The sequence below is a fragment of the Acetobacterium carbinolicum genome (genome assembly GCF_047456275.1).
GTDB classification, from domain to species: Bacteria; Bacillota; Clostridia; order Eubacteriales; family Eubacteriaceae; genus Acetobacterium; species Acetobacterium carbinolicum.
Window position 1 is genome coordinate 1,498,205 of the sequence record NZ_CP173357.1, and the last position, 25,905, is coordinate 1,524,109.

Annotated in this window: 25 protein-coding genes and 1 pseudogene; 19 read left to right on the forward strand and 7 right to left on the reverse strand. The window is 41.2% G+C overall.

Translation table 11 applies throughout. From position 1 onward, the window contains the following. The first annotated feature begins 108 nt into the window (after positions 1-108). Entirely contained in the window at positions 109-759 is a 651-nt protein-coding gene (locus ACIZ62_RS06935) for a B12-binding domain-containing protein (RefSeq protein ID WP_414151560.1), read from the forward strand. Continuing rightward, positions 756-1,481: a GntR family transcriptional regulator gene (locus ACIZ62_RS06940; RefSeq protein ID WP_414151561.1), complete on the forward strand. Its 726-nt coding sequence runs from the start codon at positions 756-758 to the stop codon at positions 1,479-1,481. The genes ACIZ62_RS06935 and ACIZ62_RS06940 overlap by 4 nt, the downstream gene beginning before the upstream one ends. Before the next feature lie 92 nt (positions 1,482-1,573). On the opposite strand, the gene ACIZ62_RS06945 is transcribed toward ACIZ62_RS06940, so the two are convergent. The 4 genes from ACIZ62_RS06945 to ACIZ62_RS06960 all read right to left on the reverse strand — a co-directional run bounded on the left by ACIZ62_RS06945 (position 1,574) and on the right by ACIZ62_RS06960 (position 5,434). Then, entirely contained in the window at positions 1,574-2,350 is a 777-nt protein-coding gene (locus tag ACIZ62_RS06945) for a GDSL-type esterase/lipase family protein (RefSeq protein WP_414151562.1), read from the reverse strand. 12 nt (positions 2,351-2,362) lie between these two features. After that, positions 2,363-3,364 (reverse strand): ABC transporter permease, encoded by a 1,002-nt coding sequence (locus ACIZ62_RS06950; protein ID WP_414151563.1) that lies wholly within the window; start codon positions 3,362-3,364, stop codon positions 2,363-2,365. Between the two features lie 13 nt (positions 3,365-3,377). Further along, positions 3,378-4,292: an ABC transporter ATP-binding protein gene (locus ACIZ62_RS06955; RefSeq protein ID WP_111887366.1), complete on the reverse strand. Its 915-nt coding sequence runs from the start codon at positions 4,290-4,292 to the stop codon at positions 3,378-3,380. Between the two features lie 332 nt (positions 4,293-4,624). Continuing rightward, positions 4,625-5,434, reverse strand: a complete 810-nt coding sequence (locus tag ACIZ62_RS06960; RefSeq protein ID WP_111887365.1) for a phosphatase PAP2 family protein — start codon at positions 5,432-5,434, stop codon at positions 4,625-4,627. Positions 5,435-5,914: 480 nt separating this feature from the next. Between ACIZ62_RS06960 and ACIZ62_RS06965 the strand changes: the two genes are divergently transcribed. The 4 genes from ACIZ62_RS06965 (at position 5,915) to ACIZ62_RS06980 (ending at position 7,737) form a co-directional block, all read left to right on the forward strand. Then, positions 5,915-6,457 carry a DUF2284 domain-containing protein gene (locus ACIZ62_RS06965; protein WP_111887364.1) on the forward strand — a complete coding sequence of 181 codons (543 nt, stop codon included), beginning with the start codon at positions 5,915-5,917 and terminating at the stop codon, positions 6,455-6,457. After that, on the forward strand, positions 6,454-7,386 hold the full coding sequence (locus ACIZ62_RS06970) for a DUF1848 domain-containing protein (protein ID WP_111887363.1): 933 nt from the start codon (positions 6,454-6,456) through the stop codon (positions 7,384-7,386). Before ACIZ62_RS06965 ends, ACIZ62_RS06970 begins: the two co-directional genes overlap by 4 nt. Before the next feature lie 88 nt (positions 7,387-7,474). Beyond that, positions 7,475-7,636: a transposase gene (locus tag ACIZ62_RS06975; RefSeq protein ID WP_414151846.1), complete on the forward strand. Its 162-nt coding sequence runs from the start codon at positions 7,475-7,477 to the stop codon at positions 7,634-7,636. After that, positions 7,633-7,737 carry a hypothetical protein gene (locus ACIZ62_RS06980; RefSeq protein WP_414151564.1) on the forward strand — a complete coding sequence of 35 codons (105 nt, stop codon included), beginning with the start codon at positions 7,633-7,635 and terminating at the stop codon, positions 7,735-7,737. Before ACIZ62_RS06975 ends, ACIZ62_RS06980 begins: the two co-directional genes overlap by 4 nt. A 160-nt stretch (positions 7,738-7,897) precedes the next feature. Here the strand turns inward: ACIZ62_RS06980 and ACIZ62_RS06985 are convergent, their stop codons facing one another. Then, positions 7,898-8,794, reverse strand: a complete 897-nt coding sequence (locus ACIZ62_RS06985) for a LysR family transcriptional regulator (RefSeq protein ID WP_414151565.1) — start codon at positions 8,792-8,794, stop codon at positions 7,898-7,900. Positions 8,795-9,182: 388 nt separating this feature from the next. Here ACIZ62_RS06985 and deoC point away from each other — a divergent pair, with 388 nt between their 5' ends. The 10 genes and pseudogenes from deoC to ACIZ62_RS07035 all read left to right on the forward strand — a co-directional run. Continuing rightward, positions 9,183-9,902, forward strand: coding sequence for a deoxyribose-phosphate aldolase (gene deoC, locus ACIZ62_RS06990; protein ID WP_414151566.1), 720 nt, complete (start codon positions 9,183-9,185; stop codon positions 9,900-9,902). A 292-nt stretch (positions 9,903-10,194) separates the two neighbouring features. Next, complete coding sequence (locus ACIZ62_RS06995; RefSeq protein WP_414151567.1) at positions 10,195-11,754, forward strand: FGGY-family carbohydrate kinase; 1,560 nt, start codon at positions 10,195-10,197, stop codon at positions 11,752-11,754. 114 nt (positions 11,755-11,868) lie between these two features. Next, positions 11,869-13,020, forward strand: coding sequence for an iron-containing alcohol dehydrogenase (locus ACIZ62_RS07000; protein WP_414151568.1), 1,152 nt, complete (start codon positions 11,869-11,871; stop codon positions 13,018-13,020). Between the two features lie 58 nt (positions 13,021-13,078). Then, the gene (locus ACIZ62_RS07005) at positions 13,079-13,879 is read left to right on the forward strand and encodes an HAD family hydrolase (RefSeq protein WP_414151569.1); all 801 of its coding nucleotides are present in this window, start codon (positions 13,079-13,081) and stop codon (positions 13,877-13,879) included. 204 nt (positions 13,880-14,083) lie between these two features. Next, positions 14,084-14,575: a nitroreductase family protein gene (locus ACIZ62_RS07010; protein ID WP_111887362.1), complete on the forward strand. Its 492-nt coding sequence runs from the start codon at positions 14,084-14,086 to the stop codon at positions 14,573-14,575. Positions 14,576-14,903: 328 nt separating this feature from the next. Then, positions 14,904-15,479 (forward strand): glycerol-3-phosphate responsive antiterminator, encoded by a 576-nt coding sequence (locus tag ACIZ62_RS07015; RefSeq protein WP_111887361.1) that lies wholly within the window; start codon positions 14,904-14,906, stop codon positions 15,477-15,479. Between the two features lie 48 nt (positions 15,480-15,527). Beyond that, positions 15,528-16,175 (forward strand): SGNH/GDSL hydrolase family protein, encoded by a 648-nt coding sequence (locus ACIZ62_RS07020; RefSeq protein ID WP_414151570.1) that lies wholly within the window; start codon positions 15,528-15,530, stop codon positions 16,173-16,175. A gap of 75 nt (positions 16,176-16,250) precedes the next feature. Then, complete coding sequence (locus ACIZ62_RS07025) at positions 16,251-17,783, forward strand: amidohydrolase (protein WP_414151571.1); 1,533 nt, start codon at positions 16,251-16,253, stop codon at positions 17,781-17,783. 11 nt (positions 17,784-17,794) lie between these two features. Next, positions 17,795-19,282, forward strand: a complete 1,488-nt coding sequence (glpK, locus tag ACIZ62_RS07030; RefSeq protein WP_414151572.1) for a glycerol kinase GlpK — start codon at positions 17,795-17,797, stop codon at positions 19,280-19,282. Positions 19,283-19,402: 120 nt separating this feature from the next. Next, a pseudogene (locus tag ACIZ62_RS07035) lies at positions 19,403-19,858 on the forward strand (nitroreductase family protein); the annotation flags it as partial. Positions 19,859-20,014: 156 nt separating this feature from the next. Here the strand turns inward: ACIZ62_RS07035 and ACIZ62_RS07040 are convergent. Then, on the reverse strand, positions 20,015-20,896 hold the full coding sequence (locus ACIZ62_RS07040) for a LysR family transcriptional regulator (RefSeq protein WP_414151573.1): 882 nt from the start codon (positions 20,894-20,896) through the stop codon (positions 20,015-20,017). 171 nt (positions 20,897-21,067) lie between these two features. Here ACIZ62_RS07040 and ACIZ62_RS07045 point away from each other — a divergent pair, with 171 nt between their 5' ends. Beyond that, a complete protein-coding gene (locus tag ACIZ62_RS07045) occupies positions 21,068-22,033 on the forward strand; it encodes an NmrA family NAD(P)-binding protein (protein WP_414151574.1) in 966 nt (321 codons plus the stop codon). Positions 22,034-22,470: 437 nt separating this feature from the next. Further along, on the forward strand, positions 22,471-23,637 hold the full coding sequence (locus tag ACIZ62_RS07050; RefSeq protein ID WP_414151575.1) for an MFS transporter: 1,167 nt from the start codon (positions 22,471-22,473) through the stop codon (positions 23,635-23,637). A gap of 70 nt (positions 23,638-23,707) precedes the next feature. On the opposite strand, the gene ACIZ62_RS07055 is transcribed toward ACIZ62_RS07050, so the two are convergent. After that, positions 23,708-24,367: a TetR/AcrR family transcriptional regulator gene (locus ACIZ62_RS07055; RefSeq protein WP_414151576.1), complete on the reverse strand. Its 660-nt coding sequence runs from the start codon at positions 24,365-24,367 to the stop codon at positions 23,708-23,710. A gap of 331 nt (positions 24,368-24,698) precedes the next feature. Between ACIZ62_RS07055 and ACIZ62_RS07060 the strand changes: the two genes are divergently transcribed. Then, positions 24,699-25,883: an MFS transporter gene (locus ACIZ62_RS07060; RefSeq protein WP_111887355.1), complete on the forward strand. Its 1,185-nt coding sequence runs from the start codon at positions 24,699-24,701 to the stop codon at positions 25,881-25,883. Positions 25,884-25,905: the final 22 nt, after the last annotated feature.

Genomic DNA, 25,905 nt, shown 5'->3' on the forward strand with positions numbered 1-25,905 from the left:
GGAAAAAGGGCTGGACTGGTTCAGTTAATAGAAAAGCAGGTAGGTCCAAAAAAGCATGTGTGTTATAATCGAAAGTACAGATCTGTACGTTAGCGCTGAGGAGGAGAAATGAAGGAAAAACTGATTGAACTGATTGCCGACCTAAAGCTGGATGAGGCTGAAGAGCTGGCCGATAATCTAATTGGGCAGGGCATCGACGTTCAGGATCTCTATGATCTGGTGATGGAAGGCCTGGCAAAAATTGGGAAAAAATATGAAAGTGGCGAATGCTATATTGCTGATCTGATTGTATCGGGAATGATTGCTAAAAATATTTTCGCCGCTGCCAATCTGGAACAGGGAAGTCGTTCCGCAGAAAAGCCTCTTGGTACCGTCCTTTTCGGAACCATTTTTGACGATATCCACGACATTGGCAAGGATTTGATGATCGATGCGCTGGAAAATCGGGGTATCTGTGTCATTGATTTGGGAGTAGACGTAAAGGTGTCAAAATTCGTGGAAGCCGTCAGACTGCATCAGCCGGACATCATTGCGGTCAGCTGCGTTATGACCAATTCCATTCCTTATCTGCAGGAGCTGGGTAACACGCTGGAAACGGAAAATTTGCTGAAAAACTGTCGTTTTCTGTTGGGAGGAGCAGTGGTCAATCAGGATTATATCAAAATCCCCCAGATTGATTTCATGACCAATAATTTCTATGAAGGCATTCAGTATTGCGAGGTTTACCTGAAAAAGAAAAAGGGGGAGTTGGATAAATGAGTGATGTTTTATATTTGGCAATCGTGACGAGTTTAAAAGACAAGATCTTAAAAAGCCAACTCAAACCCGGCGATATGCTGAATTCTGAGACCGCTTTAATGCAGGAATATTCGGCCAGCCGGATGACTATCCGCAAAAGCCTGTCCCTGTTGTCCAATGAGGGATATATTTATTCGGTGCCCGGCAAGGGAAATTTTGTCTGTAAGCCGGAGGTGGATATTTTTCGGTTCAAGTTCAACAAATATGACGGCCTCAACATCCAGATTGATAACGTCAAACTGATTTCAGTTAAGGTGATTCGTCCAGTCAGACAGATTGCTCGGATTCTGAATCTGGAAGACAATCAGAAGGCGGTGGAGGTTAAGCGGATTCTTTATTCTGATGATAAGGAAATCGCCATGGAAATCATTTATTTGCCTTACGTCCACCATCAGCCGGTAATTGAAGATATGCTGAAATTTGCCAATTACATGAAGCCGGTGGAGGAAAAGCTGGCCTTTGTTTTGGATAAATCTTTGGATATTACGGTTGTGATGCCTTCGGAAGAAGTCCGTGAAAAACTCTGCTTGTCAGAAAATGAGCCAATTTTTGAAATCACGGAGCTGATCAGAAACGAGGCAACCCAGCAGATTCTTCAGTACGCCTGGTTTTACGTGAGCCCCAAATACTTGAGCATCAAAGCAGCGACTCCCAAAGACAGTGAAGACAAGCGGATTTTTTAAAATCGTCCCGGCCGGGAGTCCTTTATTTAGCGATTTACTTAATGTGTTTTTTAAATGGTTAGATCAAGGGCTTTTGATAACAGTGACTTTAGTCAATCAATGCCATTTAAAACGCGATCTAGCGCTTCGGCAATCACCTGATAGCCAATATTGCTGGGGTGAAACCGATCGGCCGCCAGGTAGGTATCCAGATGATACTTAAATGCGTCATCGGTAGGGATGTAGGCCGTTTTTAAATCGGCATCGGCCATAAGTTGTGTTTTATAATTCCATTCAAAAAATTTTTGAGATGTCCGTGGATCTTGTTCGGGATAAGGATTATATAAACCGACCAGGGCGATTTGTACTTCTGGATTAAGCGCACGAATGCGGCTGAGGGTTGTTTCAAGATTTTCTTTATAGGCGTTAAAGGTCTCCTGAAAGATCACTTCCAAAGAGCGGGCATCCTCAGATTGGAGGCGACTCAGATCATTGCCGCCAATGGAGATAATAATCAGGTCGGCTGCTGCAATATACGGGGCATTTTCGGGTGCGGCCACAAGCGCAGCCAGTTCCGAGCTGATGGCCCCAGAGACCGATAGATTCACGACTTCCATGTTTTTTTCAGGATCGATTAGCGCGGCATAGCGTTTACCCAGTCCCATATCCGGATCATCACCGACTCCGAATCCGATCGAATCCCCAAGAACTAAGATGGCTTTATTTGTGCTAGACGGTTCAGTTTGAATGGGCTCAGTGGCTTCGGGAAGTGTTTCCTGTTTTTTTTCGCCGCCATTGGTGATGGTGATCGAAATGATTAATCCCGTCAGAAATACAAACATCAGGATGATTGATGCGAATAAGATCAGGGGCCATATTTTTTTGATCATGATTGCCTCCTTTTAAACCAGCACATCTTTGCGATTAAAAATCTGAAACCCAATCACCAGTGCGAGTATGCCCCATAAGCCCAGGGTGATGACTGAGAAATTCAGACTCATTCCCGGAATCGGCTGGTAGGAGCCGGTTAAATATCGGGTGAGGTCCAGATTAGAGACAAAGAAGAACTTGACGATCGGCCAGTCTGACAGAAAAAACTGCAAAAATTGTCCGCCAATCAAGGCCGCCATCAATACTCCAATGGCCGAGACCGTATTATCAACGATAATCGAAATCAATAGGGTCAGTGCAGCAATTACAATCGCAACATACCAGGTCAGCGAATAAATGAGTAAAGTATATTCAAAGCGGCTGACCAGAATCACCGCATCGGCGTTTAATTGCCCATCGATTAAGCGAAAGCCAGTGGCAACGGGTTCATCAAAGCCCCATTGTCCAAAGAAAAGATAGGATATCAGAATTGCCAGCAGCCCCATGATTAAGACTACCAAGGTGGTCATCAAAAGTAGTGCAATCAATTTGCTCAGCAAAATTTTCCACCGCGGTACCGCCCGGGTTAACAAAACCTTGATGGTTCCGGTTGAAAATTCACCAGAGACCAGATCGGCTGCGAGGATCACGATGATCAGGGGAATCAGCAGTGAGATGCTCTGTTCGACAAAATCGACGCTGAACTTAGCGGCGCTGGGAGTAATCGGGTTAATATCATTATCGATAAAATAACGCAGTTGCTTGATCTCAATTTCAATGGAGGCAATGCCGTCCTCGGGAATATAGGGGCTATCAAGGCGCTTTTCAAGATCCTCAAGTTGCTGGTTGGCCAGGCTTTTCCAATCGTAATTGCCAGTGTCTGAGAAATTATTGAAGCGGTCAATATTTTTCTCATAGGTATATTGCTGGCCATAGGAAAGCAGGGTAATGAAAATCATCAGCAAGCCGATAATCAGAATCAGTTTTTTCTTAAACAACAGCTTGGTGACTTCATTGCGAATGAGGTTTAGCATGATTTTATCCTTTCTATTGAATGGCTTTATGGTTGGTTAGGCTGAGGAAGAGTTCTTCTAAGGTCGTATTTTTAGCCGCGACTGTTTGCAGTTCCAGGCCGGAGGCGATCAGGATAGCATTGATTTTAGGCAGTATTTCCAGATCGATGGCGGCAATTAGCTCGTTTTGAACCGTGATTCGGGATTCCAGCTTAAACTGCTCACTGAGGATTTTTTGCCCCTGGGCGGGATTGTTTAAAACCCATACGATTTCACCGGTCGATAACATTTCTGACACTGTGCCGTCCCGAACAATCATCCCCTGATTGATAATACAGACTCGGTCACACATCAATTGGACTTCACTGATTAAGTGTGAAGAAATAAGGACTGAAATCCCTTTATCTTTAGCCAGAGATTTGACAATTTCGCGAAATTCATGGATACCCTGAGGATCAAGGCCGTTGGTAGGTTCATCAAGAATCAGTAAATCAGGTTGATGAATCAGGGCCTGAGCTAAACCGATCCGTTGTTTCATGCCCATCGAATAAATACTCACCTTATCATGGATGCGCTTTTCCATACCTACCAGTGCGATGGCATCATCAATCGCGGCCTTGGTAACCTGCTTTGACATGGCGCCCAAGAGTTCCAAGTTTTTATAGCCGCTTAGATACTCGTACAGATCAGGGCCCTCAATGATGCAGCCCACATGTGACATCGCATCGACATAATCATCACGAATCGAATGCCCACAGATTGAAATGGTCCCACTGCTGGGCCGCGACAAGCCGACTAGCATTCTTAACGTTGTCGATTTGCCGGCACCATTGGGTCCTAAAAAGCCTAAGACTTCACTCTTATTAAGCTGAAAACTGATGTCTTTAATAATTTCTTTCTTCTTAATGCTTTTGGATAGGTTTGTAACGTTTAAAACTGGCGTATCCATAAAAACCTCTCTTTATAGCAGATGATTGGAATGTTTCTAATTAACTATATGCCCGGAAAGAGGGCTTTCAAACAACGAAGTTTAGAATACTTTGATGAGATCCCTGCCAGATCGTGGTTAAAGCGAGTCCCATCGCTTTAGCAACAAAAACCTCGGCAATCCTGTTGTCGAGGTCCTTTAGTCGTGGCCATTAAAACGAGATCATTTTTTATTTCCTTCCTAGTATGCTCTCAGTTGATAAGTAAATACTCTTTTCCACTCAGTTAAAAAAATTATATCAACAGCGCGTCACAATTATTAACCAAGACCTGCAGCAGCTCCTGTGTTAAATGTCAAAATGAATTAGTAAGAATTACGCTTAAAATTCCCCATGTTGTCCCGAGCATTGCGCCTCCGAGGACATCCCGTGGGTAGTGCATGCCGACATAAATACGCGTGATCCCAACAAACGATGCCATCAGATAGATAGCCAACCAGATAAAAAAATTGGTGTGATCATAGGGTAATAGAAAAGTTGCCATAAAGAAGGCCTGACTGGTATGTCCGCTTGGAAAAGAACTGCCTCTGGCTTGGGACCCGACAATGCGACTGTTTTCAATCTTTTTATATGGTCGGGTACGATGGATAAGCACTTTTATTGATTCAACCACTAACCACAATGATAAGGTACCTAGTGCAAAGGCATACGCAAGGAAATGACGCCCTGAAAAATATAAAATAATGGCAACACTCATTGCAAAAAGGCCATTGCCAATCTGTGTAAAAAAAAGCATGATCCAATCAAGCCAGACGGTTCGGTGTCCATGCATATTAAAATAGGTAAAAACCCAGACATCAACACGCTGACCAATTGACCATACAAGTGAAATGGCTGTTAAACTAAAAATCAGTACCAGGATAATCAGAGATTTTTGGTTTTTTACGGTCCCTAAAAAAACGATCCATACGTAATCAGGAATGAACAAAAGAAACGAAAAAAAGACAAGGGCTACCATAATTAACCAATAAATAGGTGGAATTCGATGCATTCCAGTGATGAATTTTTGCCATACGTCGTGAATTTTAACCACCGGCAAGGGGACTTTTCTGGTTTTTTTAGTGCCTTTGCCTCTTACGGGCTTATCCGGATTTTTACCCTTCATTTTGCTCTAGAACCGGTATTAAAAATGAGTTTAAGGCGTTTTGGTAACAGATTTGTTTTTAAAATTTTCATTGTTTATTCCTCCAAGGTTTCAGTTTTTTTCATTTCGTTTATCATTTCATCCAACAACATTTTGTCTTCGGTTTTCTTCTTTACCATTAGTCTAAGCGTTTTCTCTAGAAATTATATCATAGCCAACTCAATCCAGCCAACTTACAATATGTTAAGAGATCAAAACCTTTGCAAGACGAAAGTGTTGAGCAGAAAAAGGAAGCAAAATTGTCGGAGCGATTGTGATCGATGAAGTCGTCAAACAGATAAACGAACCAACCGATTAACGATTTAAACTTGTTGTTACACGATCCTGATGCTAAAATAGGTTATTGCTTCTTGCAACCGCAAGCCACCTACAATTGTAATGAGAACTAATAGTCAAAGCTGGATATGGCTAAAGAGCAGGCTCAAATAGGAGGAAACACGAATGAAAGATTATCTAAAACAGGGAGAATTTACTGAGATCGCAGAACTTAAGGATATCAAAGACATTCAGATCACCCAGGAGGTGCGTGATCGTTGTGCCGATAATTATTGCGGATTTTATGGTAAGAATCACATGTGTCCACCGGCAGTGGGAAATCTGGATCATTATCGCCAGATGATTAAACAGTATGATCACGGATTGGTCTTTTCGAAAGCCTATCCGATCAAGTCACGCAGTGATTATAAAGGGATGGTAGCGGCTGGAGTTGCCTTTCGGGAAATCATTCAGGAAATTAACAGGAAGGCAAAAGCAGATCATCAGAATGGTGTTTTTTTTACAGCGGGAACCTGTGGAATCTGTGAAAAATGCGCCATTCTTGATGATGAGCCATGCCGGTTCCCAGATGAGGCGATTCCATCTCTGGAAGCAGCAGGAATTGATGTAGTCCAACTGAGTCGAGATCTGGGAATGAAGTACAACAACGGTGCAGATAAGGTGACGTATTTTGGGCTGGTGGTATATCGGGAAGGATCGGCAAGATGATTTTAAACACCGGCAATCGCACCGATATTCCGGCATTTTATAACGCGTGGTTTTATAATCGTATCCGGGCAGGTGATGTCATGGTTCGCAATCCCTATTATCCCCAGCAGGTCATCCGATACCGCTTGAGCCCGGAGGTGGTCGATTGTCTGGCTTTCTGCACCAAAAATCCGGCTCCGATGCTTGACCGGCTGGCGGAAATCAGTATTTTTAAACAGTTCTGGTTTGTGACTATTACCCCCTATGGCCGGGACATTGAACCCCATGTGCCGGACAAGGTCCAGGTCATTGAGTCCTTTAAACGACTGTCCGAGGCGGTGGGGATTCGGGCCGTGGGTTGGCGCTATGATCCGATTTTTATTTCGGAACAATATCCGATGGAATTCCATTTGGAAAGCTTTGAGCAAATGGCCGCCAGCCTCAGCGGCTATACTGATCAGGCGGTGATTAGCTTTATCGATCTTTATAAAAAAACCCGGCGTAATTTTAATGGTGTTCAGGCGGTCACGGCAGCAGAACGCATTCAAATCGGACAGACTTTTGCCGCTATCGCCGGGAAAAATAAGATGACGCTGCGGACCTGTTGTGAAGGAACGGAGCTGGAACCCTATGGGGTTGACTGTTACGGCTGTATGACAAAGGCTGTGTTGGAGCGCGCTATCGGAGTCAGTTTGAAAGTACCCAAAAACCGTCATAATAGTCGGACAGGCTGTGACTGTCTGCTGGGCAGCGATATCGGGGTTTACAATACCTGTGGTCATGGTTGTCGATACTGTTATGCCAATCACGATGACCAAACGGTTAAGTACAACATGAAAAACCACGATCCAAGTTCGCCTTTTTTAATTGGCAATGCCATGTCAGAAGATGTTATCAAAGAAGCCAAACAGGTATCCTATCTGGATCGGCAGCTGTCATTATTTTTATAAATTGGTTCAGAAATGTTTTTTTCGGTCATTAGGGATTCCTTTTAAATTATAATGGATACTTACTATCATTTTGGGTAGTAAGTGACTAATTGAAGGTGCGGTATGTGTAGATCATATGCACTTATGTTTAAGCATACCACCAAAACTCTGTGTATCTGAATTCATGGGATATTTAAAAAGAAAGAGTGCGCTTATGATTTTTATAAACATCCCGAACAGGGAAGTAAATGGAACTGATCGTTTTGGGTGAGAGGATACTATGTATCAACAGTTGGAAATATCACTGAGGAAGCAATGAAAAGATATATCCAAGAACAACAAGAAGAAGTAAAGAAAGAAAAAACGAGGTAGAATCTTTTTAGAGGGAAGATGGTAACTAAGCTTGCGATACCCACCTTTAGGTGAGTGAGTAATCAGCCCTTATAGGGTTTAATATCAAACCACCACTTGGAGTGGTGGTCGGTGACTGTGGGTTAATAAGTTTGAAATTGGAATTCACGTAAATGTGTCATTAGATGACTATGTGCGTGCGAGTTTCAAAATATCGAAAAAAGTAATCGCGAAATTTTTGGGCACTCAAAGAAAGGGGGGTATTTTTTTTTGTTAAAATATGGATTTGCGGTATGTTTTGACATCGATATGGTTGGACAATAATATCTTCTGAACTTGGGAGTGCTTTATTCATTCCAAGGATAAAAGGACTTACGCCTAGACCAGATTGAACACATTGCATGGTTATATTGATGTCAGTCGAGCAAACGACTATGTTTGGAACAAAATTAGCCTCAACACAATCTTTAACCACGGTATAGTAATTGGTGGAGCCACATAAGACGAGTTTTGTATCTCGGAGGTCGTCAACAGTAATGAAACTTTTTTTTGCAAGTACATGGTTTTTAGGGACATAGACAATCGAATTTAGGGGATAGAATGGCGCAACATCAAATTTCTCACTATCAACCGATTTTACAGCAAAAAAAACATCAGCAGTGCCATCAGAAAGCTGGGATTGACAAATAGTCTCACGATGTTCGCCAAACCGGAGGTCAACATTGGGGTATTCTTCAATAAAGCGTAAAAATGGAGATAACGATAAAAGAGGAAGGCAACCAAGCTCTAATACAACATTTAAGCTGCCATGGATTAAGCTATTATTCAAGTTTATGGAGTCGGTTACATTGTGATATTCGCTTAAAATTTTTTCTGCATGTTCCCAAAGAAGTTTTCCCTCAACCGTCGGAGTAACACCGCGATTGCTACGTCTAAATAGTTTTACACCAAGTTCATTTTCCATTCGTTTGATCATTCGACTCAATCCTTGCTGGGAAATGAATAAATTCTCAGCTGCAACAGAAACGTTATTATCCTTGCATAGTCGCACAAAGAATTCAAGACTTTTGATATCCAAAATTATACTCCTATTCAAAAATGTAGTGGGCAAAAGTAGTATTGACTTATTCACAATAAAATCGCAAATTAATATAGTTTAGAACAATCATCGAAAACACTCTTTATATACCAGAAAGAAAAGGATTTCATGATTACATCATATCAAATTGAGCATAGGCTGTCAATTTTTGATATTTTTTTTACAATCTTTAAAATTGATTGTAATGGGTTACAAATAACCGTTGTTTTACTCAGTTTTGATAAGGTGCTATACTAAAATTGTGGAAAGATTAAGAGCAAATTTTACTTATAAACTACTTGTTTTTAAGATATTCTGCAATAGGAATTGTTAAAAAGTCGAGAGGTTATTCGACACTCAGGCTAATTTAAAATAAAAGGAGAAAAAGATGTTAGTATTAAACGGTAAAGAAATTAACAAAGCGTCCTTAGCAAAAATGATTGATGGTTCATTGCTTAATCCATTTGCGACAACCCAGGAAATTGATGAATTGGTAAAAATCTCCTTGGATTACAACACGAATTCTGTTTGTGTAAATCCTAACTATCTTGAAAGAGTTGCAAAACAATTAAAAGGTACCGATGTTAAAGCTTGTGTTGTTATTGACTACCCTTTTGGAACCGGATCGATTGAAGACAAAGTAAATCAGGCAAAAGTGGCGATTGAGCATGGTGTAGAAATTGTTGATTTTGTGATAGATTATGGTCATTTAAAAAGTGGCAATAAAGATCATTTATTAAAAGAAGTCAAAGCTTGTGTTGCAGCAGTAAATGGTCGGGAAACAAGATTTATCATTGAAGTATGCTATTTAACACCTGAGGAAATTGTAACCGCTTGTGAGTGTGTTATTGAAGGTGGCGGGGATTTTGTAAAAACCTCAACTGGTCGATTTGGCGGCCCTGATATGGAAATCATAGACCTCCTTGTAAAAACCTGCAAAGGTCGCTGCAAATTAAAAGTTGCTGGAACAGGTCAGTTTTGGACTGCGAATATTGCATTAATGTGTATTGCCGCTGGGGTAGATATTATCGGTACACGCTCTGCTAAAAAAATTGTTGACGCGTTAGAAGTTTTTGAAAGATTTGCAAAAGGCATTGAAATTAAATAATCGTCTCGCTGGAATAAAAAAAAATGCTCTGAATAAAGCATGACAAGAGTGGTTCCAAAATAGGAGCTGCTCATTTTTTCCAAAGAAATGTAAACGATTATTTATGAGGTGTACAATAATTATATTAAGTAGAAATTTGCTTATTTAGTTTTAAGTTATAACAAATGCGACGAACGAAAAAGAAGATGGATTCATTCGCAACATGTGTTGACATTTTAACCCAAAAGAACTTAAAAACTGGATGCTAAATAAAAGTATTGTCAGAAAATATTAATGATGAGGAGAAAAAGTCATGGGTAACTATGTAGTTGGTATTGATGCAGGAACAATGGGAGTGCGTTGTGTAGTTTTTGATTTAAAAGGAAATGAAGTTTCAAGTGCTTATTTTGAAACCCCAACATTTTATCCAAAACCTGGATGGGTTGAACAAGATGCTAATGATGTGATTGCTTTGGCATATAAATCAGTAGCAGCCGCTTTATCTAAAAACAATGTCGATGCTTCTGAAATCATTTCAATCAGCTTTACCAATCAAAGAACAACTTGGGCGCCAATTGATAAAGATGGGAATTTCTTACATAACATGTTTATTTGGCAAGATCAACGGGGTGCTGAAATTTTTCCTTGGGCGAGAGCACAGCTTGAAAAATATGGAATGACTGAAATGGATCTATATAATCGGTGTGGGCATCCATTAGGCTCAGTAGAATGTGGAACAAAAGCATTTTGGTTTAGAATCAATATGCCAGAATTATATGAAAAAACCTGGAAAATGGTGACACCTCATGCGATGCTTGCTCACGCCTTTGGTGCGGATGATTGGTATGATGAAGAAGATGATGCGAATTGGTGGTTGGTGACAAATTGTGATACCTTTGAATTTGATCAAGAGCTATGTGATATTTTTGGAATGGATATTAATAAATACCCTCTAAATATGAAAGCTGGCACACCAATTGGTGCCGTCACAGAAGAAGTTGCAGAAAAAACCGGACTTGTTGTTGGAACACCACTATTTGTGGGTTCAGGTGACCAACAATGTGGTGCAGCAGGGGTTGGAAATTCGGGAACACCTGGACTTGGATCGGTATGTTTGGGAACAGCTGGATTATGTATTGGTTATTCTAAAACACCGGTAAGAGATCCAAATGGAAAATGTCATGTATTAGGACATCCAGCAGGTGGTTACACCATGGAAGGGCATGCTTCTGCGGCAGCTTCATCATTTAGATGGTTAAGAAATGCAATCTCTCAGTTTGAAATGACAGTGTCAGAGATCTCTGATATCGATATCTACGATATTATGACTGCAATTGCTTTTAAGGCTCCGATTGGATCAAAAGGAACTATTTTTTTACCTTGGTTGGCGGGAGCAAATTGTCCCAATTATAATGATGAAGCGCGTGGTGCGTTGGTCGGTATGACATTAGGTACGACAAAAGCTGAAATTTTGAGAGCTGCTATGGAGGGAATTTGTTTTGAAATGAAAGAAATGCTAGCGGCTTTAAAAGATGCTGGTTTTGCGGAATTCAAAATACTTCGTATCACGGGTGGAGCTGCACGCTCAAAGCTGTGGAATCAAATGCAGGCAGATATTTATGGTTGCAGAGTGGAAACAGCAGATGTACCAGAAGCGACAGCACTTGGTGCAGCGATGATTGGTGCGGTTGGCGCTGGCGTATTCAGCAATCTTCATGAAGCAGCAGAAGATATGGTACATGTGAAGGATATTTATGAACCAATTCCGGAAAATGTCGCACGGTATAATGACGTGTACAAAATGTTTAGAGCGTGTTACAAGGGATTAGCTGAGAGTGGATTTTCGGAAATTTACGCATTCCAAAATAAATAAAATTCGAAGTATTAATATCTAAGGGGGAATTAATCCCCCTTAAATCATTATTTCAAAAACAATAGTATGTGAAAACATAAAAATATGTATCTAGGATAGAATCAAGGAGGAGCTATGGAATTTTCGTTTTTTACAGCAGGCAAGATCGTTTTAAAACAAGGTGTGATCAAGGAATTAGATCAATACGTATGTAATTTTGGCACTAATTTTTTAATTGTGGTGGATAGCTTTTTTACAAATTCGCCGATTCTGGAGAGTATTAAGACGCAGCTTGAAAGCAATGGTAAAAAAACTGTTTTTTATAGTGGGATTCAAGGCGAACCGACAGTAGAACAAGTTGATGAAGTCACGGACATAGCAATAAAAAATGGATGTGATTGTGTTATCTCTATTGGTGGTGGAAGTTGTATTGATGTTGGTAAAGCAGTTGCAGCACTCATTACAAATGGTACACCAGCACTTGACTATATGGAAGTCGTCGGAAAAGGTAAAAAAATTACTGAGATGCCAGTTCCATTTGTGGCTTGTCCAACAACGGCTGGTACTGGTAGTGAAGCAACTAAGAACGCTGTTTTGGGCTCTCGGGTTTTAAATTTTAAGCGTTCGATGCGTTCCGATACGATGATTGCTAATGTTGCACTTCTTGATCCGGAATTAACGAGAGAATGCCCTAAGAGCGTTACAGCATTTTCGGGAATTGATGCGTTAACACATTTAATCGAAGCCTATACAACTTGGAGAGCAACACCGATAAGTGATGGTTTAGCGTTAAGCGGGATTGCACTTAGTGGAAAATATTTGCAAAGAGCTTTTGATGATGGTAACGATATGGAAGCACGGGAGGGGATGTGCGCGGCATCTCTTCTGGGTGGAATGGCGTTTGCAAATTCAGGATTAGGGGCAGTCCATGGTATAGCTATGGCCGTTGGTATTGCCTATCATGTTCCTCACGGAGAATCTTGTGGAATTATGCTTCCTCACATTATGAAAATTAATGCTGATGTTGCTCAAGAACGCATGGATATTATTGGTGAAACTTTAAAAGGAAAGCGTTATAATAAACCAGGTGATGGAGCGAAAGCGGCAGTTAATTTTATTTTTGAACTTAATAATTATATGGGAATTAAGCCCGATTACAAGCATCTGAATATAGATCCGGATGACATTCCGATATTGGCAAAAGCAAGTTTCGGAACGAGTATGTCGAGTAATCCTAAACAATTATCGACTGAAGAATGGATTGCATTTTTTGAAACGGTGATGTAAGTAAATTATAAACAATTTTAGCGTGTAGTTATGATAAAGTATGGGTTAAGGAGTTTGTATGATTAAAATTATTGTGTCAGATCTTGATGGGACATTACTTAACAGCAAGAAAGAATTACCTAAACGATTTCCCAAGCTGATTAAAGCGTTAAATCGTAAAGGGATACGATTTGTTCCCGCAAGTGGAAGAGCAATGCATACCCTTAAAGTTCAATTCTTCGAATATTATCATGAGATAGGATTGATTTGTGAAAATGGGAATGTGGTGCTAGATTGTGGTGAACTGATATATCATGTGTCCATTGAAAAAAAAGAACTTGAAGAATTGCTTGGGCGGATTGAAAAAATTGATGAGTTACGTCCAGCACTATGTTGTATCCATGCGACTTACATTATGGATCGGTTACCTGCTTTTGAAGCAAAGGTAAGACTCTTTTTTTATAATACAGTAATCGTAGAGAATTTTAATAGAGTGATTGCTCAGGAAGAAATTTGTAAGATATCATGTGTTGATGGAATTAACCCTTTGATAAATGCCTGTCCAAAACTTTTCTCGATTACCAATCAATATGATCTTATTCCTTCAGGGGAAAACTGGGTTGACATTGTTAAAAAAGGTGAAAACAAAGGAAAAGCTTTGCAGATGTTGATGGCAAAAATTGGAGCAAAACCTGAGGAGACAATGGCTTTTGGCGACTTTCTCAACGACCTGTCGTTAATGCAAGTTTGTGAACATACTTTTGCGATGAAAAATGCTCATCCGGATTTAAAAGCAGTTGCCAAAAATATCACAAGTAAAACAAATGAAGAAGAGGGCGTGATTGATACAATTATTGAGGTGCTTAACTTAAAGTTATAAATAAACAAAAAACATTATTTTTGGATGAATAGTGTTTTTTGTTTTAAAACTGTCATATAATGGAGCTGAAGAAATGTTTTTTCTTGGTCGTTTTGTTTTCCTTAATAGTTCTTCGAATACTTACTATCCATTTGGGTAGTAAGTGATTAAGAGTAAGGTGCAAGGAATTGTAAAATTACGATTATAAAATTATTGGAGGAAAAAATGAGTGCAATTTTTAGTCGAACCAGTGTTAGAAAGTATGAAAACAAAGAAGTGGAAGGGGAAAAAATTGATGCGATTCTAAGAGCCGCGATGGCCGCCCCATCAGCTGCCAATCAACAGCCCTGGGAGTTTTATGTGGTTAAAAAGAAAGAAACCATGGCGGCGCTGGCTGATTGTAGTCCCTATGGTGGATGCATCAAGGATGCCGCCATGGCGATTGTACCAGTTTACCGTAAAGAAATGATGATGCCGGAATTTGCCGATATTGATATGGCTGCTTGTACCCAGAATATACTTTTGGAAGTCACCGAACTGGGTCTGGGTGCTGTCTGGATTGGTATTGCACCGTTGGCAGACCGGATGGAAAATGTCCGAAACGTGTTAAAGGTACCGGATCATCTGACACCCTACGCCATTATTCCAATTGGTTACCCGGTTGCAGAAGCTGATCAGAAAGACCGGTTTGATGTAACCCGAGTCCATTTCGAATAAGTCCAGAAAATTACTATCAAACGATCAAAAGCCGTAGCAACCCCAAAAGGTTGCTGCGGCTTTTTTAGAATTTGCGGATGATCGCCAGAGCCCATCATCGCTATTTTTTAACATACTAGCTATTGACACCGTGGTAAAAAAGTTATAAAATTTAAAAAGAAAACCATTACAATAGAATAGTGTTGGACAAGAGTTTAAGAGATGTCCGTATGATACTGAGGATGAAGCAAACAGGATTGACTGGATTGTGTCCTTTGTATGATGCGGACTTTTTTCATGCTTAGCAAAGAAAAAAGAGAGTCTTTAATGAAAGAAACAGGTGAAATTTATGGTCACAAATAAGTCTGAGACATTACGGTTTAAATCGGTCATTCCTTCTGTACATCAACGGAAAGAGTTACTCTATGCCATGGAAAAAACCGACGCTGATTGGATTATGCTCAAATTGGGAGATGTCAATACTTTGCCCCAATTAGTTAGTCATATCCATCGTTCCGGAAAAAAAGTGATGGTACATCAGGATTCAATCAAAGGAATTGCCCGAGATAAAATGGGTATTCAGTATATGGCTAACTGTGGTGTGGATTGTGTCATTACGATGAAATCCCCCTGTGTGAAGTATATCAAAGAAACAGGATTGATTTCAGCGTTTGGATTTTTTGTGATCGATTCAAATGCGTGTCGAACTGGCCTTGTGAGCATCAAAGAACATGAACCCGATGTGGTCATTCTAATGCCGGGAACTATTCCGGAAAGAATTATTGGTGACATAAAAAAAGAAACTCAAGCACCAATTATTTTAGGGGGATTAATGACAACTTGTGAGCAGATCAGCGCTGCCATCAAAACAGGGATTGCGGCTGTAGCTACCAGTAATTGGGAACTCTGGAATCTGGAATGCTGAAGCCATTATAATTGGTATCAAAAATTTATATAAATGGAGGAAAAACGAATGAAAAATGTGATGATTTTTGGTGACTCAAACACCTGGGGGTGGGATCCATCAAATGACCTGGTTTCAGTGATCAAGCGGTGGCCAGATGAAGTTCGGTGGGCAGGAGTATTGCAGGCAGAGTTGGGCAATGACTATAAAGTGATCCCGGAAGGTTTAAATGGTCGGACCACCGTTTGGGATGATCCCATTGAAGAATATCGTTGTGGAAAGCACCATATTATTCCGTTGCTCGATTCCCATGCCCCGCTGGATTTAGTCATTATTATGATTGGTACCAATGATTTAAAATGTCGTTATACCGTTACCGCCCAGGATATTGCCAATGGCGCCAGCATTATTCTGGATAAAACCTTGGCACAGATCGGCGCGTTCGGTGCCAAGGGGCCAAAGGTGTTATTCATTGCACCGCCACCACTGGGCCCGATCGAAGATGGTCTTTTTAAGTATATGTTTGAAGGAAACCGAGAAAAATCGGTTCAAATGGCACAATTTTATAAAGGTGTGGCAGAAAGTCGGGGAGTAGCCTTCTTTGATGCTGGAACAGTTGCCAAAGTTAGCGCTATTGATGGTTTGCATCTGGATGCAAGTGGGCACTCGAAATTGGGAAAAGCTGTCGCAACTGAAGTTAAAAAGATACTCGAATAGATAAAAAAAACAGGCGACCTCGTGTCGCCTGTGATAGTTAAAACCATATTGAACAAAATGAGGAAGGAGTCGGCAATGGAAAATAAACTTGCCCTCATTAACGGAGTTGGTATCACCATGGATAAAGAGCAACCTCTATGCCAAGGTATTTATATCAGCGATGGAATAATTACAAAAATCGGAAGTAGTCAAGAAATAAAAAAACTGGCCGTCCAGGAAAAAGCAGAGATGATTGATCTGGAAGGAAAAACATTTTTGCCCGGTCTTCATGATTGTCATGTTCACATGATGAGCACCGGCTTGTCAGCTTTAGGCATCAATTTGTTTGACTGTCAATCCATTAATGAAGTGATAACAAAACTGAAAAAATCAGCCAAGAAAGAGAATTGGGTATTTGGCTACGGACTGGATGAATCCCGGTTGATTGAGAAAAGGCCACCGAATGCTAAGGAACTGGATGTATTTTTTGGTGAACGGCCTGTGTATCTCATTGATCGGGGATTACATTATACCCAAGTGAATACCCTGGCCATGGAAATCATGGCGTTTACTGGAAATGAAGAAGGGCTGAGCAGGGATAATAATGGGAACCTGACGGGAAGACTTCATGCGTTGGCCAATGCCCATGCCCGAAAATATTTTTTTGATAAGTTAACCTGGGAACAGCGGGAAGAGGCCATTCGTCATACTGCAAAAATGGCGGTGGAAAAGGGTGTAACCACGATTCATGCAATGGAAGGCGGGGATTTGTCGTCAGATGAGGATATTCCAGTATTTTTAGAAATAATAAAAAACTTGCCGGTTCATGTGGTACTCCACTGGTGCACCACTGCGGTGGAAAATGTGGTGGAAAAAAACTTGAAAATAATCGGCACCGATATTCTTTTGGATGGTTCTATCGGTTCACGAACGGCTGCTTTTAATGAACCCTATGCTGACGATCCCAGTATCCTGGGTGAACTCTATTACTCTGAGGGGTGGATTATCAACTATATTGAATCCGCTCATCGAGCTGGCTTGCAAACGGGTTTTCATGCCATTGGTCAACGGGCGATTGCCCAGGTTTTAAATTGTCTGGAACAGGCGCTGCTTAACTACCCGGTCACTGATCATCGCTTTCGGATTGAACATTTTGGGTTTCCTGATGAACAAGACATTAACCGGGCGGCTGCTCTCGGTGTGGTGATCTCTACTCAGCCAGCCTTTACCTATTTGCGCGGAGGACCGGGTAGTGTTTATGAAAATCGGGTAGGACCAGAACGAAACCAACGGGCCTACCCGATTCGCGATTTTATTACTGCTGGCATCACTGTTAATGGTGGATCGGACTCAAATGTGACGCCAATTAATCCGCTTATGGGGATCCATGCGGCGGTGAATCCACCATATCGCCAGAATGCCATCACTCCCTTTGAAGCAATCCGGTTATTCACCATTGATGGTGCATTTACCGCAAAAGAGGAAAAAATACGCGGTAGCTTAAGCCCCGGAAAAAGTGGGGATGTCACGGTTCTGGATCGAAATCCGCTGGAGGATTCACCCGAAACCATCAAAGATATTGGTGTTGAGATGACAATTTTTAGAGGGAACGTTGTCTACAAAAAATAAAGGAGGATCAGATGAAATATATTTTAGGGATTGACGAAGGAACAACTGGTATAAAGGTGATGATCTTTGATCAGGCAGTTAATATTATTTCACAGGCTTATTCAGAATTTACCCAGCATTTTCCTCAATCCGGCTGGGTTGAGCACGACGCCAATGAAATTTGGGAGGTTACCTTGAAAATGGTAGCTGAGGCACTAAAAAATGGGAACATCAAGCCAGAAGACCTTGAAGCCATCGGTATTACCAATCAGCGCGAAACGACCGTGTTTTGGGATAAAAATACAGGTCAGCCAGTTTGTCGGGCGATTGTCTGGCAGGATCGACGGAGCTTGGCTATTTGTGAAGCATTAGAAGCCAAAGATGGAGCCGGTATTGTGGATCGAACCGGGATGATCATTGTTCCTAATGATGCAGCAACTAAAATTAGATGGCTTCTAGACAATGAGCCCAAGGTTAAGGCCGGAGTCGAAAAGGGCGAATTGCTTTATGGAACCATTGACACATGGCTGGTCTGGAAGCTTACCGCAGGCCGTGCTCATGTAACGGATTATTCTAATGCATCAGTTACTCTGCTACAAAATGCCAGAAACCTTGACTATGACGAATGGATTCTCAATGAATTGCAGATACCCAAAGAAATATTGCCAGAACTAAGAACCTCCAGTGAGGTGTACGGGCTGACCGACCCCACTGTTTTCTTTGGGGCCGAAATTCCGGTCGCCGGTATTTTAGGTGATCAACAGTCGGCTGCCTTTGGTCAGGGATGTCTGGAAAAAGGCATGGCTAAAAACACTTATGGCACCGGGTCTTTTATGGTAATGAATACCGGAGATACTTATGTTCCCCCTTCCGACGGTCTTTTCTCACCGGTTTTATGGAGTGCTAAAGGAAGAACGGATTATGGCTTGGAAGGAATGGCAGATGTTTCAGGTGCGGTGATCCAATGGCTGCGGGATGGTCTGGGCATAATCAATGACGCAAAAGAAGCGGAAGAACTGGCGCTTCAAGTGGAAGACAGTTTAGGGGTTTATTTTGTACCGGCGTTTGTGGGGTTAGGGGCACCCTATTTTGATTCCTATGCCAGAGGTACCATTATTGGTATTTCCAGAGGCACCACCAAGCATCACATTGCCCGGGCGGCTTTGGAATCGATGGCGTTCCAGGTGAAGGATGCTTTTAATGTGATGGAGAAAAAATCCGGCTTTAAACTAACAAAACTCAGGGCTGACGGCGGTGGCGCAAAAAGTGACTTTTTACTTCAGTTTCAAGCCGATATCTTAGGAATTCCTGTTGAGCGGCCAATCATTACCGAAACCACTACCCTGGGGGCAGTTTATGCTGCTGGTTTAGCAGTCGGCTATTGGGATAGTTTTGAAGAAATAAGCGAGTTCTGGAAAATTGAAAAACGATTCGAACCACAAATTGGTGAAGAAAAGCGTCAGGAACTATGTGCCTTCTGGGATAAAGCCGTTAAGCGCTCAACGGATTGGTTGGAATGAGATCTACTTTAACAATGAACTACGGTAAATTATCGCAGCAATTTAAAGCAAATGACCGAGAAAATAAATAAAATGGAGGAAGCATTGAACACAATATTTAAATGAACCAGTGTTAGAAAGTATGAAAACAAGGAAGTTGAAGCAGAAAAAATCGATAGGCTTTTAAGAGCAGCCATGGCGGCCCCATCAGCTGCCAATCAACAGCCATGGGAATTATTTGTAATCAAGAAGAAGGAAACGCTGGCCGCTCTGGCAAATTGTAGTCCCTATGGTGGATGCGTCAAAGATGCCGCCATGGCGATTGTGCCCGTTTACCGTAAGGAAATGATGATGACGGAATTCGCCGACATCGATATGGCTGCCTGCACCCAGAAGATCCTATTGGAAGTCACCGAGCTGGGCCTGGGTGCAGTCTGGATTGGCATTTCACCGCTAACAGAACGGATGGAAAATGTCCGTAAAGTGTTGAGTATACCGACTCACCTCCAGCCTTACGCCATCATTCCGATTGGCTACCCGGTGGGGGATGCCGAGCCGAAAGATCGGTTTGATGCCGAGCGGGTACATTTTGAATAAAACAATAAAACAATAAAACAATAAAACAATAAAAGTAAATCAGAAAATTAAAAAAGCTGCATTTAACCATCATTGAGGTTGAATGCAGCTTTTTTTAGATATTTAGCATAAGTTGAATAAGAATGCGTAGAAATCGCATTTTTTCTTTAGTAATAATTAGTCCTGATAGGTTTCTCGGGTAATCGCGACAAATCCCTTAATCTCTTTGCGATCATTCTTCTGGTGCCAGGCGATGCCGTACGAAATAGTATCATCAATATCCATAGGAACAATTGCCAGGGCTGAATCTTCGGGGCAGACAAAATCCGGCATCACAGCTATGCCAAGATTACCTTTGATCATGGTATAGGTGATCAAAGGGTGATCAGAAAAATAGACTGTCGCAGTGGGACACTGCATCTGAATTTTCTTTTGTACCCGGGCCATTTCAGTGGGACATTTAAGCGGATCAAGAAGAATCAACGAATCTTCGCAAAGGTCTTTGATTGCAATGACTGGCTTAGCTGAAAGAGGATGGTCAGTAGGCAGAACGCAAACAAATTTTGCCCGGAACAATTCAACAAAGCCGATATCCGAAAGATCTTCAATACTTTCACGGACAGCAAAAATAAGATCAAAGTCATGACTGGTAAACAGATTACGTTTTTCTCTGAAATCAGCCATTTTAAGGTAGACATGAACATTGGGGAATGTTTTGTTGAAGGTTTTAAGGATGTCAGGAAGATGCCGTACTTCAACATTGCCTTCATAGCAAATAGCTAAGTTGGATTCAAAAGTATGGGCATAGTGTTTGGCTTTCGCTATTGCAATATTAGTTTTGGTAAGAATTTCTTTCATGTCATTATAAAACGATAAACCGGCCGGAGTCAGATCCACTTTTCGTTTTGTTCGGACAAACAGCTTTAAACCAAGCTCATCTTCCAGGGTATTGATCTGGTGGGTGACAGTTGGCTGGGTCACAAATAAATATTCCGCAGTCCTGGAAAAATTCAAGGTTTCAGCCAGGTTGACAAAGCACTCGATCTGTTTTAAATGCATGTGATTACCTCCGGATTAATAGAAATCTTTTATTAATCATAACATATTTCAATTTCATTTCCAGTTTTATATGTGTTATCTTGTTAACAAAGATGTCGCAATTAACTGGCCTTAAAATTAGACTGAGGATGAAATATAAATAAGCGACGAAAATACAATACGGAGGAAAAAATGCGTTATATTGTAACAGGAGCAGACGGACAATTGGGTGGCAGAGTTGCAGCGAATATGTTAAAAGAGGTATCGGGAGATCAATTAATTTTCACCTGCCCCGACAAGAGCCGATTAAGACCGGAGCGGGTAAAAGTATGGGAAGAAAAGGGTGTGACCATCAAAGAAGCAAATTATGATAATAAAGATCAAATGATCGAAGCCTTTAAAGGTGGAGACAGAATCTATTTCGTATCTGGAGTTATTATTGGACCAGAGCGTGTGCAGCAACATAAAAATGTGATTGATGCAGCAATTACAGCTGGTGTTGAGCACATCACCTATACCTCATTCTTCGGTGCAAATCGTCCCGAATACAAACAATATGTCTTGCCGGATCATACTGCCACTGAAGAATATTTGACCAATTCAGGTGTTGACTATAACATCATGCGAAACAATCTCTATCTGGAAAACTACCTGCTGAATTCAGTGATGATGGCTAACCTGGATAATAAGCGTTGGGTTACAACAGCCGGGGATGGCAAGGCAACCTTTATTGCAAAGGATGACAGTGGTCGGGTGGCTACAGCTTTATTACTGGGTAAAGGGGAAAAGAACACCGGCTATGATGTCACTGGACAATTGATCAGTGAGCATGAAATTTGTAATATGATCAATGAAATATCCGATATAAATTATGAGTATATCACCATGAATGAAGAAGAATATTATGATTATTTGGATTCCATTTATATTCCCCGTACTTCTCACGGTAATTATTCAAAATCGCCAGTACCCTGGTGTGCTAATGATATGGTAACGAATGAATCAAGCATTCGGGATGGTCTGATGGCAATCGAAACCGATACTGTTTTTAAACTCACCGGAAAAGAACCAGTTAATCCCCGTGACCTGCTGGAAAAATACAGCTTTGTCTGGAAAGAAAACATTACAACCTACTGGGATTTAGGAAAAGTTCAGTAATCAGGAAAGCGCGAAAATGAACGATCGAAAATATGCAGAATTGGTGAGAGGATTCTTTTTTCACTGTCTCTGTAGTATTGTCGGTTATTATGACGATGTCAATATTGGTTCTGATTACACCGCTAGGTAAAATGACCCAGGCATGTATATGATCTGATGGCAACAGAAAATTGTCTTAATAAAGACCTGAATGTATTTTTAATTCAGGTCTTTTGCTTGTTAGTGGTTTAATAATAACATTTGGTACAGAGATTAGATAATAAAAATTGTATCGCGATCAATGAAAACGCATCTCCGTTAAAATAGACTCTTGTTAACACTGAACACGTTGACAGAAAAATCATGATGTAATATAATACACTAAATTTAACCGGTAAAATAAATGTGATAAATGAAATTATCGGATGAAGAAACGTTATTATTATTGGGAGGAAGTTTTGGAAAAGAGAAAAATTAAACATGCAATTCTGTCGATATCATCATTATTGATGATATCGATGACCGCTTCAGCAATTCTGGCTGATATTCAGGCTTATTTTGTGGGAGTGGACCCGTCGCTGATTTCGATGGTTTTAACCATTCCAGCATTGATGGGGCTGGTGTTTGCCTTTGCATCAGGGCCCTTATCGCTGCGTCTGCCAAAGAAAAGCCTGGTGATTTTTGGTCTGGTCTGCGGCCTGGCCGGGGGGATGATCGCCCTGTTTTTTGGTTCAACCAGTATTTATGTGCTGCTGGGCTGCAGTTTGCTGTTGGGGGTTGCTCAGGGGATGAATTCCACCATGTCGATGGCATTAATAGCGGAATACTTTGTGGCGGAGGAAAGTGGTGCTCTGATGGGGCTTCAGTCAGCCTTTGTCAATGGCGGTAGCATGGTACTTCTATTTAGTTCCGGGATGCTGGCTGGGATTTCCTGGCAAATGTCCTATCTGGTTTATCTGATTTTTATTCCGGTAATTGTTATTGTCATGAAAAATCTGCCTAAAGATAGTCCACCAGCTCATGTCGAAGAAAAACACATCCAAAAAAGTGCCAAGCTTAATGCCCGAGTTTATTTCACAGCCTTGACCATGTTTTTGTTTGGAGTTTTTCTGTTTGTCTTTCAAACAAATATAGCCCTCTATGTCGCTGGCAAGGGTTTGGGAGATGCCTCTACCAGTGGACTCATCAACACCGCGATGTCAGCATCGGGAATGCTTACTGGTATATTTTTTGGACGGATGCAGCGGGTTTTAAAAAAGTTGGTGATTCCGGTATCCTTACTCGTCGGTGGGACGGGGATGTTACTGATCTTTGTCCTGGGCAATCTGCCATCACTGTTTATTGGAGCCATGTGCTGTGGTTTTTGTCTGGCGACCATCAACCCGGCGGGAACCTTTGCTGCAGCCAATGCGGTACATCCTTCTATTAGTTCATTAGCGATTGCCATTGTCACGGCTTCGACTAGTGTGGGGATCTTTGTCTCACCCATCGTTTCTAATGGGGTCGCTAATTTTGCTGGTGGCAACATTGAAACTAAATTTTTGTTGGCGGCCGTCGGGCTCGCTTGTGTAGGGGTGATGTCATTTATAGGTAATGCCATACTGGATCGGAAACAGCTAATTTAACTCACTTGAACGTAAAAAACTCTCGGATTCGATTGTGAATCCGGGAGTTTTTTGTGGTTATGACAAAGTGTTACTCAATTTGGAAATAAGGCTTGAAGGAAAAGGGAACCTGTCTGATGACCTCTTTACTTTCTGCCAGAATGGCATCAATCCGAGCTTTATCAATATGCATCAGTATGAAGTTGAGTCGGGCGATATAATCCAGACAATCTTCCTGGGTGCAATTAAATTCACCACGATCGTAGGCCCATAAAACCGAAAAGGAGGCGCCTCGGGCGGCATTGGCAATCATTGCCAGCTCATCGGTATCATCATGAATATCCAGATGATAACGGCGATCATGAATTTGGTAGAGTCGGATGCTATCTTGACTAAACAGATCTTCATATTTGTCGTCAGCTAGTTCTTTCAAAAACCGCATAGCATTAGGATCGGTGAGAAACATCAGATTATAGAGCCGAATTTCTACCGCGGTACTGACTTGAAGATCAGCCTTTCGTCCTTTGAAATAATCGGTATATAATTTAAAAGCGATTTTATTTTTTAGTTCAAACAGGAAAGTATCACTGACTGCCCGGGCTAAGCTGGATTTTGATTTAAAGTAATAAGAAATCAAAGGTTTGGTAATTTCACAGATCTCGGCAATTTGATCCAGGTAGGTTTTTTTATAACCCTGCTCATAAAATAATTGGCTGGCCACCTGGAGAATTTGTTCTTTCTGGTTATTCATGGTCATCTCTCTCATGTTGTTATTTAAAGCTATTATTTAATTTTAACGTTTTTAGTTGATGGATGCAAGTATAATTTAATGAACCGGTTCAAATTAAATTAATTTAAAATATGTTGACAATTCGTAAAAAACCGATTACAATACAAATACTGAACCGGTTAAAATATTTAAACCGGGAGAATTAATCAAAGATAATCCTCGTTAAAATGGGAAATATGTTGTTATTATGCACTTAAATGGTAACAACAAAAGAAATGGAGGTAAAGGTGAGGACTTGCTTTGTTAGTCTCATTTCGTAAAAACATTAAGTATGTTTAAGAGGAGGAAAAAAATGAATCAAACAGTAAAACCTATCTCAACCTTTGCAATTTTGGCCATGGCATTTTTTGGAATGGGTGTCGGCACCATTACCCCTGCCCTTAATGCAATTTTTGTGCAGTTTTCGGATTTACCCATTACCACGCTTCTGCTGGTATCCACCTTACCCTCATTAACTGTTATTCCAGCTACCCTGATTGCCGGATCCGTAGCCGGTAGCAAAGTAAAATACCGGACTTTGGCAGTTTTTGGGATGTCGCTTTTTGTACTCGGCGGTGTAGCCCCCTTTTTTGCAACTGACTTTACTGTAATATTGCTAGAACGTGCCATCTTCGGGATAGGTCTTGGAATGGTGGTGCCTTTGGCTAATTCATTGGTTATGGGGGTATACGAAGGCGACAAAGTCGCAACGATGACAGGAATGGTTACACTCTCTATGAACATTGGCGGAATGGTACTCCAATTCTTGGGCGGTTATTTTGCTGGGATCGGCTGGAACTATAGTTTTTTACCGCATGCACTGGGTATTGTTTCACTGATTATTGTAATCTTTTTCCTGCCAGAGCCACCATCAATTCCAGTTACAGCTGAAAGTCAGGCGGCTCCCAAAGAAAAATTGCCGGTTAAACTGTTTATTATCGTACTGGTATTTGGCCTTTACATTTTGTCAATTTATCCCATGTTGGTTAATATGTCCACGCTGATTGTTGAACGGGGATTAGGAGACACGGCAACTGCAGGGATTGTCCTAGCACTTTTGACCATTGGTGGGATGATCGCTGGCTCGATTTTTGGAAAAGTATTTAAGGTTTCCGGCCGCTTTATTCTGGCGGTGGGCTATGCCTTCGGTTTTGTCGGATTGGCTATGGTCGTATTTGCCTCAAATATATTTATTTTGACACTTGGTGTCTTTCTTGAAGGGATCGCCATGTCGACACTGATACCGGCCAACATGATGATTATTTCGATGACAGTTAAACCGTCTCAAATGGCTTTAAGTGTATCAATGATTATGGCTAGTATGAATTTGTTTGGATTTTTATCAACCTACTGGATCGGCGCCATTGCAGCCATCACTGGGGACGCTGTAACAGCTCCGATCATGGTGGGGACGGTTGTTCTGGGCATCTTCTGTGTTCTATATCTGTTTATAAATCCACTTAAACCGAGTGCACCAGAAGTGGTAAAAGGTGTATGAATCATTAAGAATAAAACGGTTT

Coding starts and splice junctions, on each gene's coding strand:
- ACIZ62_RS06935 (WP_414151560.1), top strand. CDS start 109: ATGAAGGAAAAACTGATTGAACTGATTGCCGACCTAAAGCTGGATGAG.
- ACIZ62_RS06940 (WP_414151561.1), top strand. CDS start 756: ATGAGTGATGTTTTATATTTGGCAATCGTGACGAGTTTAAAAGACAAG.
- ACIZ62_RS06945 (WP_414151562.1), bottom strand. CDS start 2,350: ATGATCAAAAAAATATGGCCCCTGATCTTATTCGCATCAATCATCCTG.
- ACIZ62_RS06950 (WP_414151563.1), bottom strand. CDS start 3,364: ATGCTAAACCTCATTCGCAATGAAGTCACCAAGCTGTTGTTTAAGAAA.
- ACIZ62_RS06955 (WP_111887366.1), bottom strand. CDS start 4,292: ATGGATACGCCAGTTTTAAACGTTACAAACCTATCCAAAAGCATTAAG.
- ACIZ62_RS06960 (WP_111887365.1), bottom strand. CDS start 5,434: ATGAAGGGTAAAAATCCGGATAAGCCCGTAAGAGGCAAAGGCACTAAA.
- ACIZ62_RS06965 (WP_111887364.1), top strand. CDS start 5,915: ATGAAAGATTATCTAAAACAGGGAGAATTTACTGAGATCGCAGAACTT.
- ACIZ62_RS06970 (WP_111887363.1), top strand. CDS start 6,454: ATGATTTTAAACACCGGCAATCGCACCGATATTCCGGCATTTTATAAC.
- deoC (WP_414151566.1), top strand. CDS start 9,183: ATGTTAGTATTAAACGGTAAAGAAATTAACAAAGCGTCCTTAGCAAAA.
- ACIZ62_RS06995 (WP_414151567.1), top strand. CDS start 10,195: ATGGGTAACTATGTAGTTGGTATTGATGCAGGAACAATGGGAGTGCGT.
- ACIZ62_RS07000 (WP_414151568.1), top strand. CDS start 11,869: ATGGAATTTTCGTTTTTTACAGCAGGCAAGATCGTTTTAAAACAAGGT.
- ACIZ62_RS07005 (WP_414151569.1), top strand. CDS start 13,079: ATGATTAAAATTATTGTGTCAGATCTTGATGGGACATTACTTAACAGC.
- ACIZ62_RS07010 (WP_111887362.1), top strand. CDS start 14,084: ATGAGTGCAATTTTTAGTCGAACCAGTGTTAGAAAGTATGAAAACAAA.
- ACIZ62_RS07015 (WP_111887361.1), top strand. CDS start 14,904: ATGGTCACAAATAAGTCTGAGACATTACGGTTTAAATCGGTCATTCCT.
- ACIZ62_RS07020 (WP_414151570.1), top strand. CDS start 15,528: ATGAAAAATGTGATGATTTTTGGTGACTCAAACACCTGGGGGTGGGAT.
- ACIZ62_RS07025 (WP_414151571.1), top strand. CDS start 16,251: ATGGAAAATAAACTTGCCCTCATTAACGGAGTTGGTATCACCATGGAT.
- glpK (WP_414151572.1), top strand. CDS start 17,795: ATGAAATATATTTTAGGGATTGACGAAGGAACAACTGGTATAAAGGTG.
- ACIZ62_RS07040 (WP_414151573.1), bottom strand. CDS start 20,896: ATGCATTTAAAACAGATCGAGTGCTTTGTCAACCTGGCTGAAACCTTG.
- ACIZ62_RS07045 (WP_414151574.1), top strand. CDS start 21,068: ATGCGTTATATTGTAACAGGAGCAGACGGACAATTGGGTGGCAGAGTT.
- ACIZ62_RS07055 (WP_414151576.1), bottom strand. CDS start 24,367: ATGAATAACCAGAAAGAACAAATTCTCCAGGTGGCCAGCCAATTATTT.
- ACIZ62_RS07060 (WP_111887355.1), top strand. CDS start 24,699: ATGAATCAAACAGTAAAACCTATCTCAACCTTTGCAATTTTGGCCATG.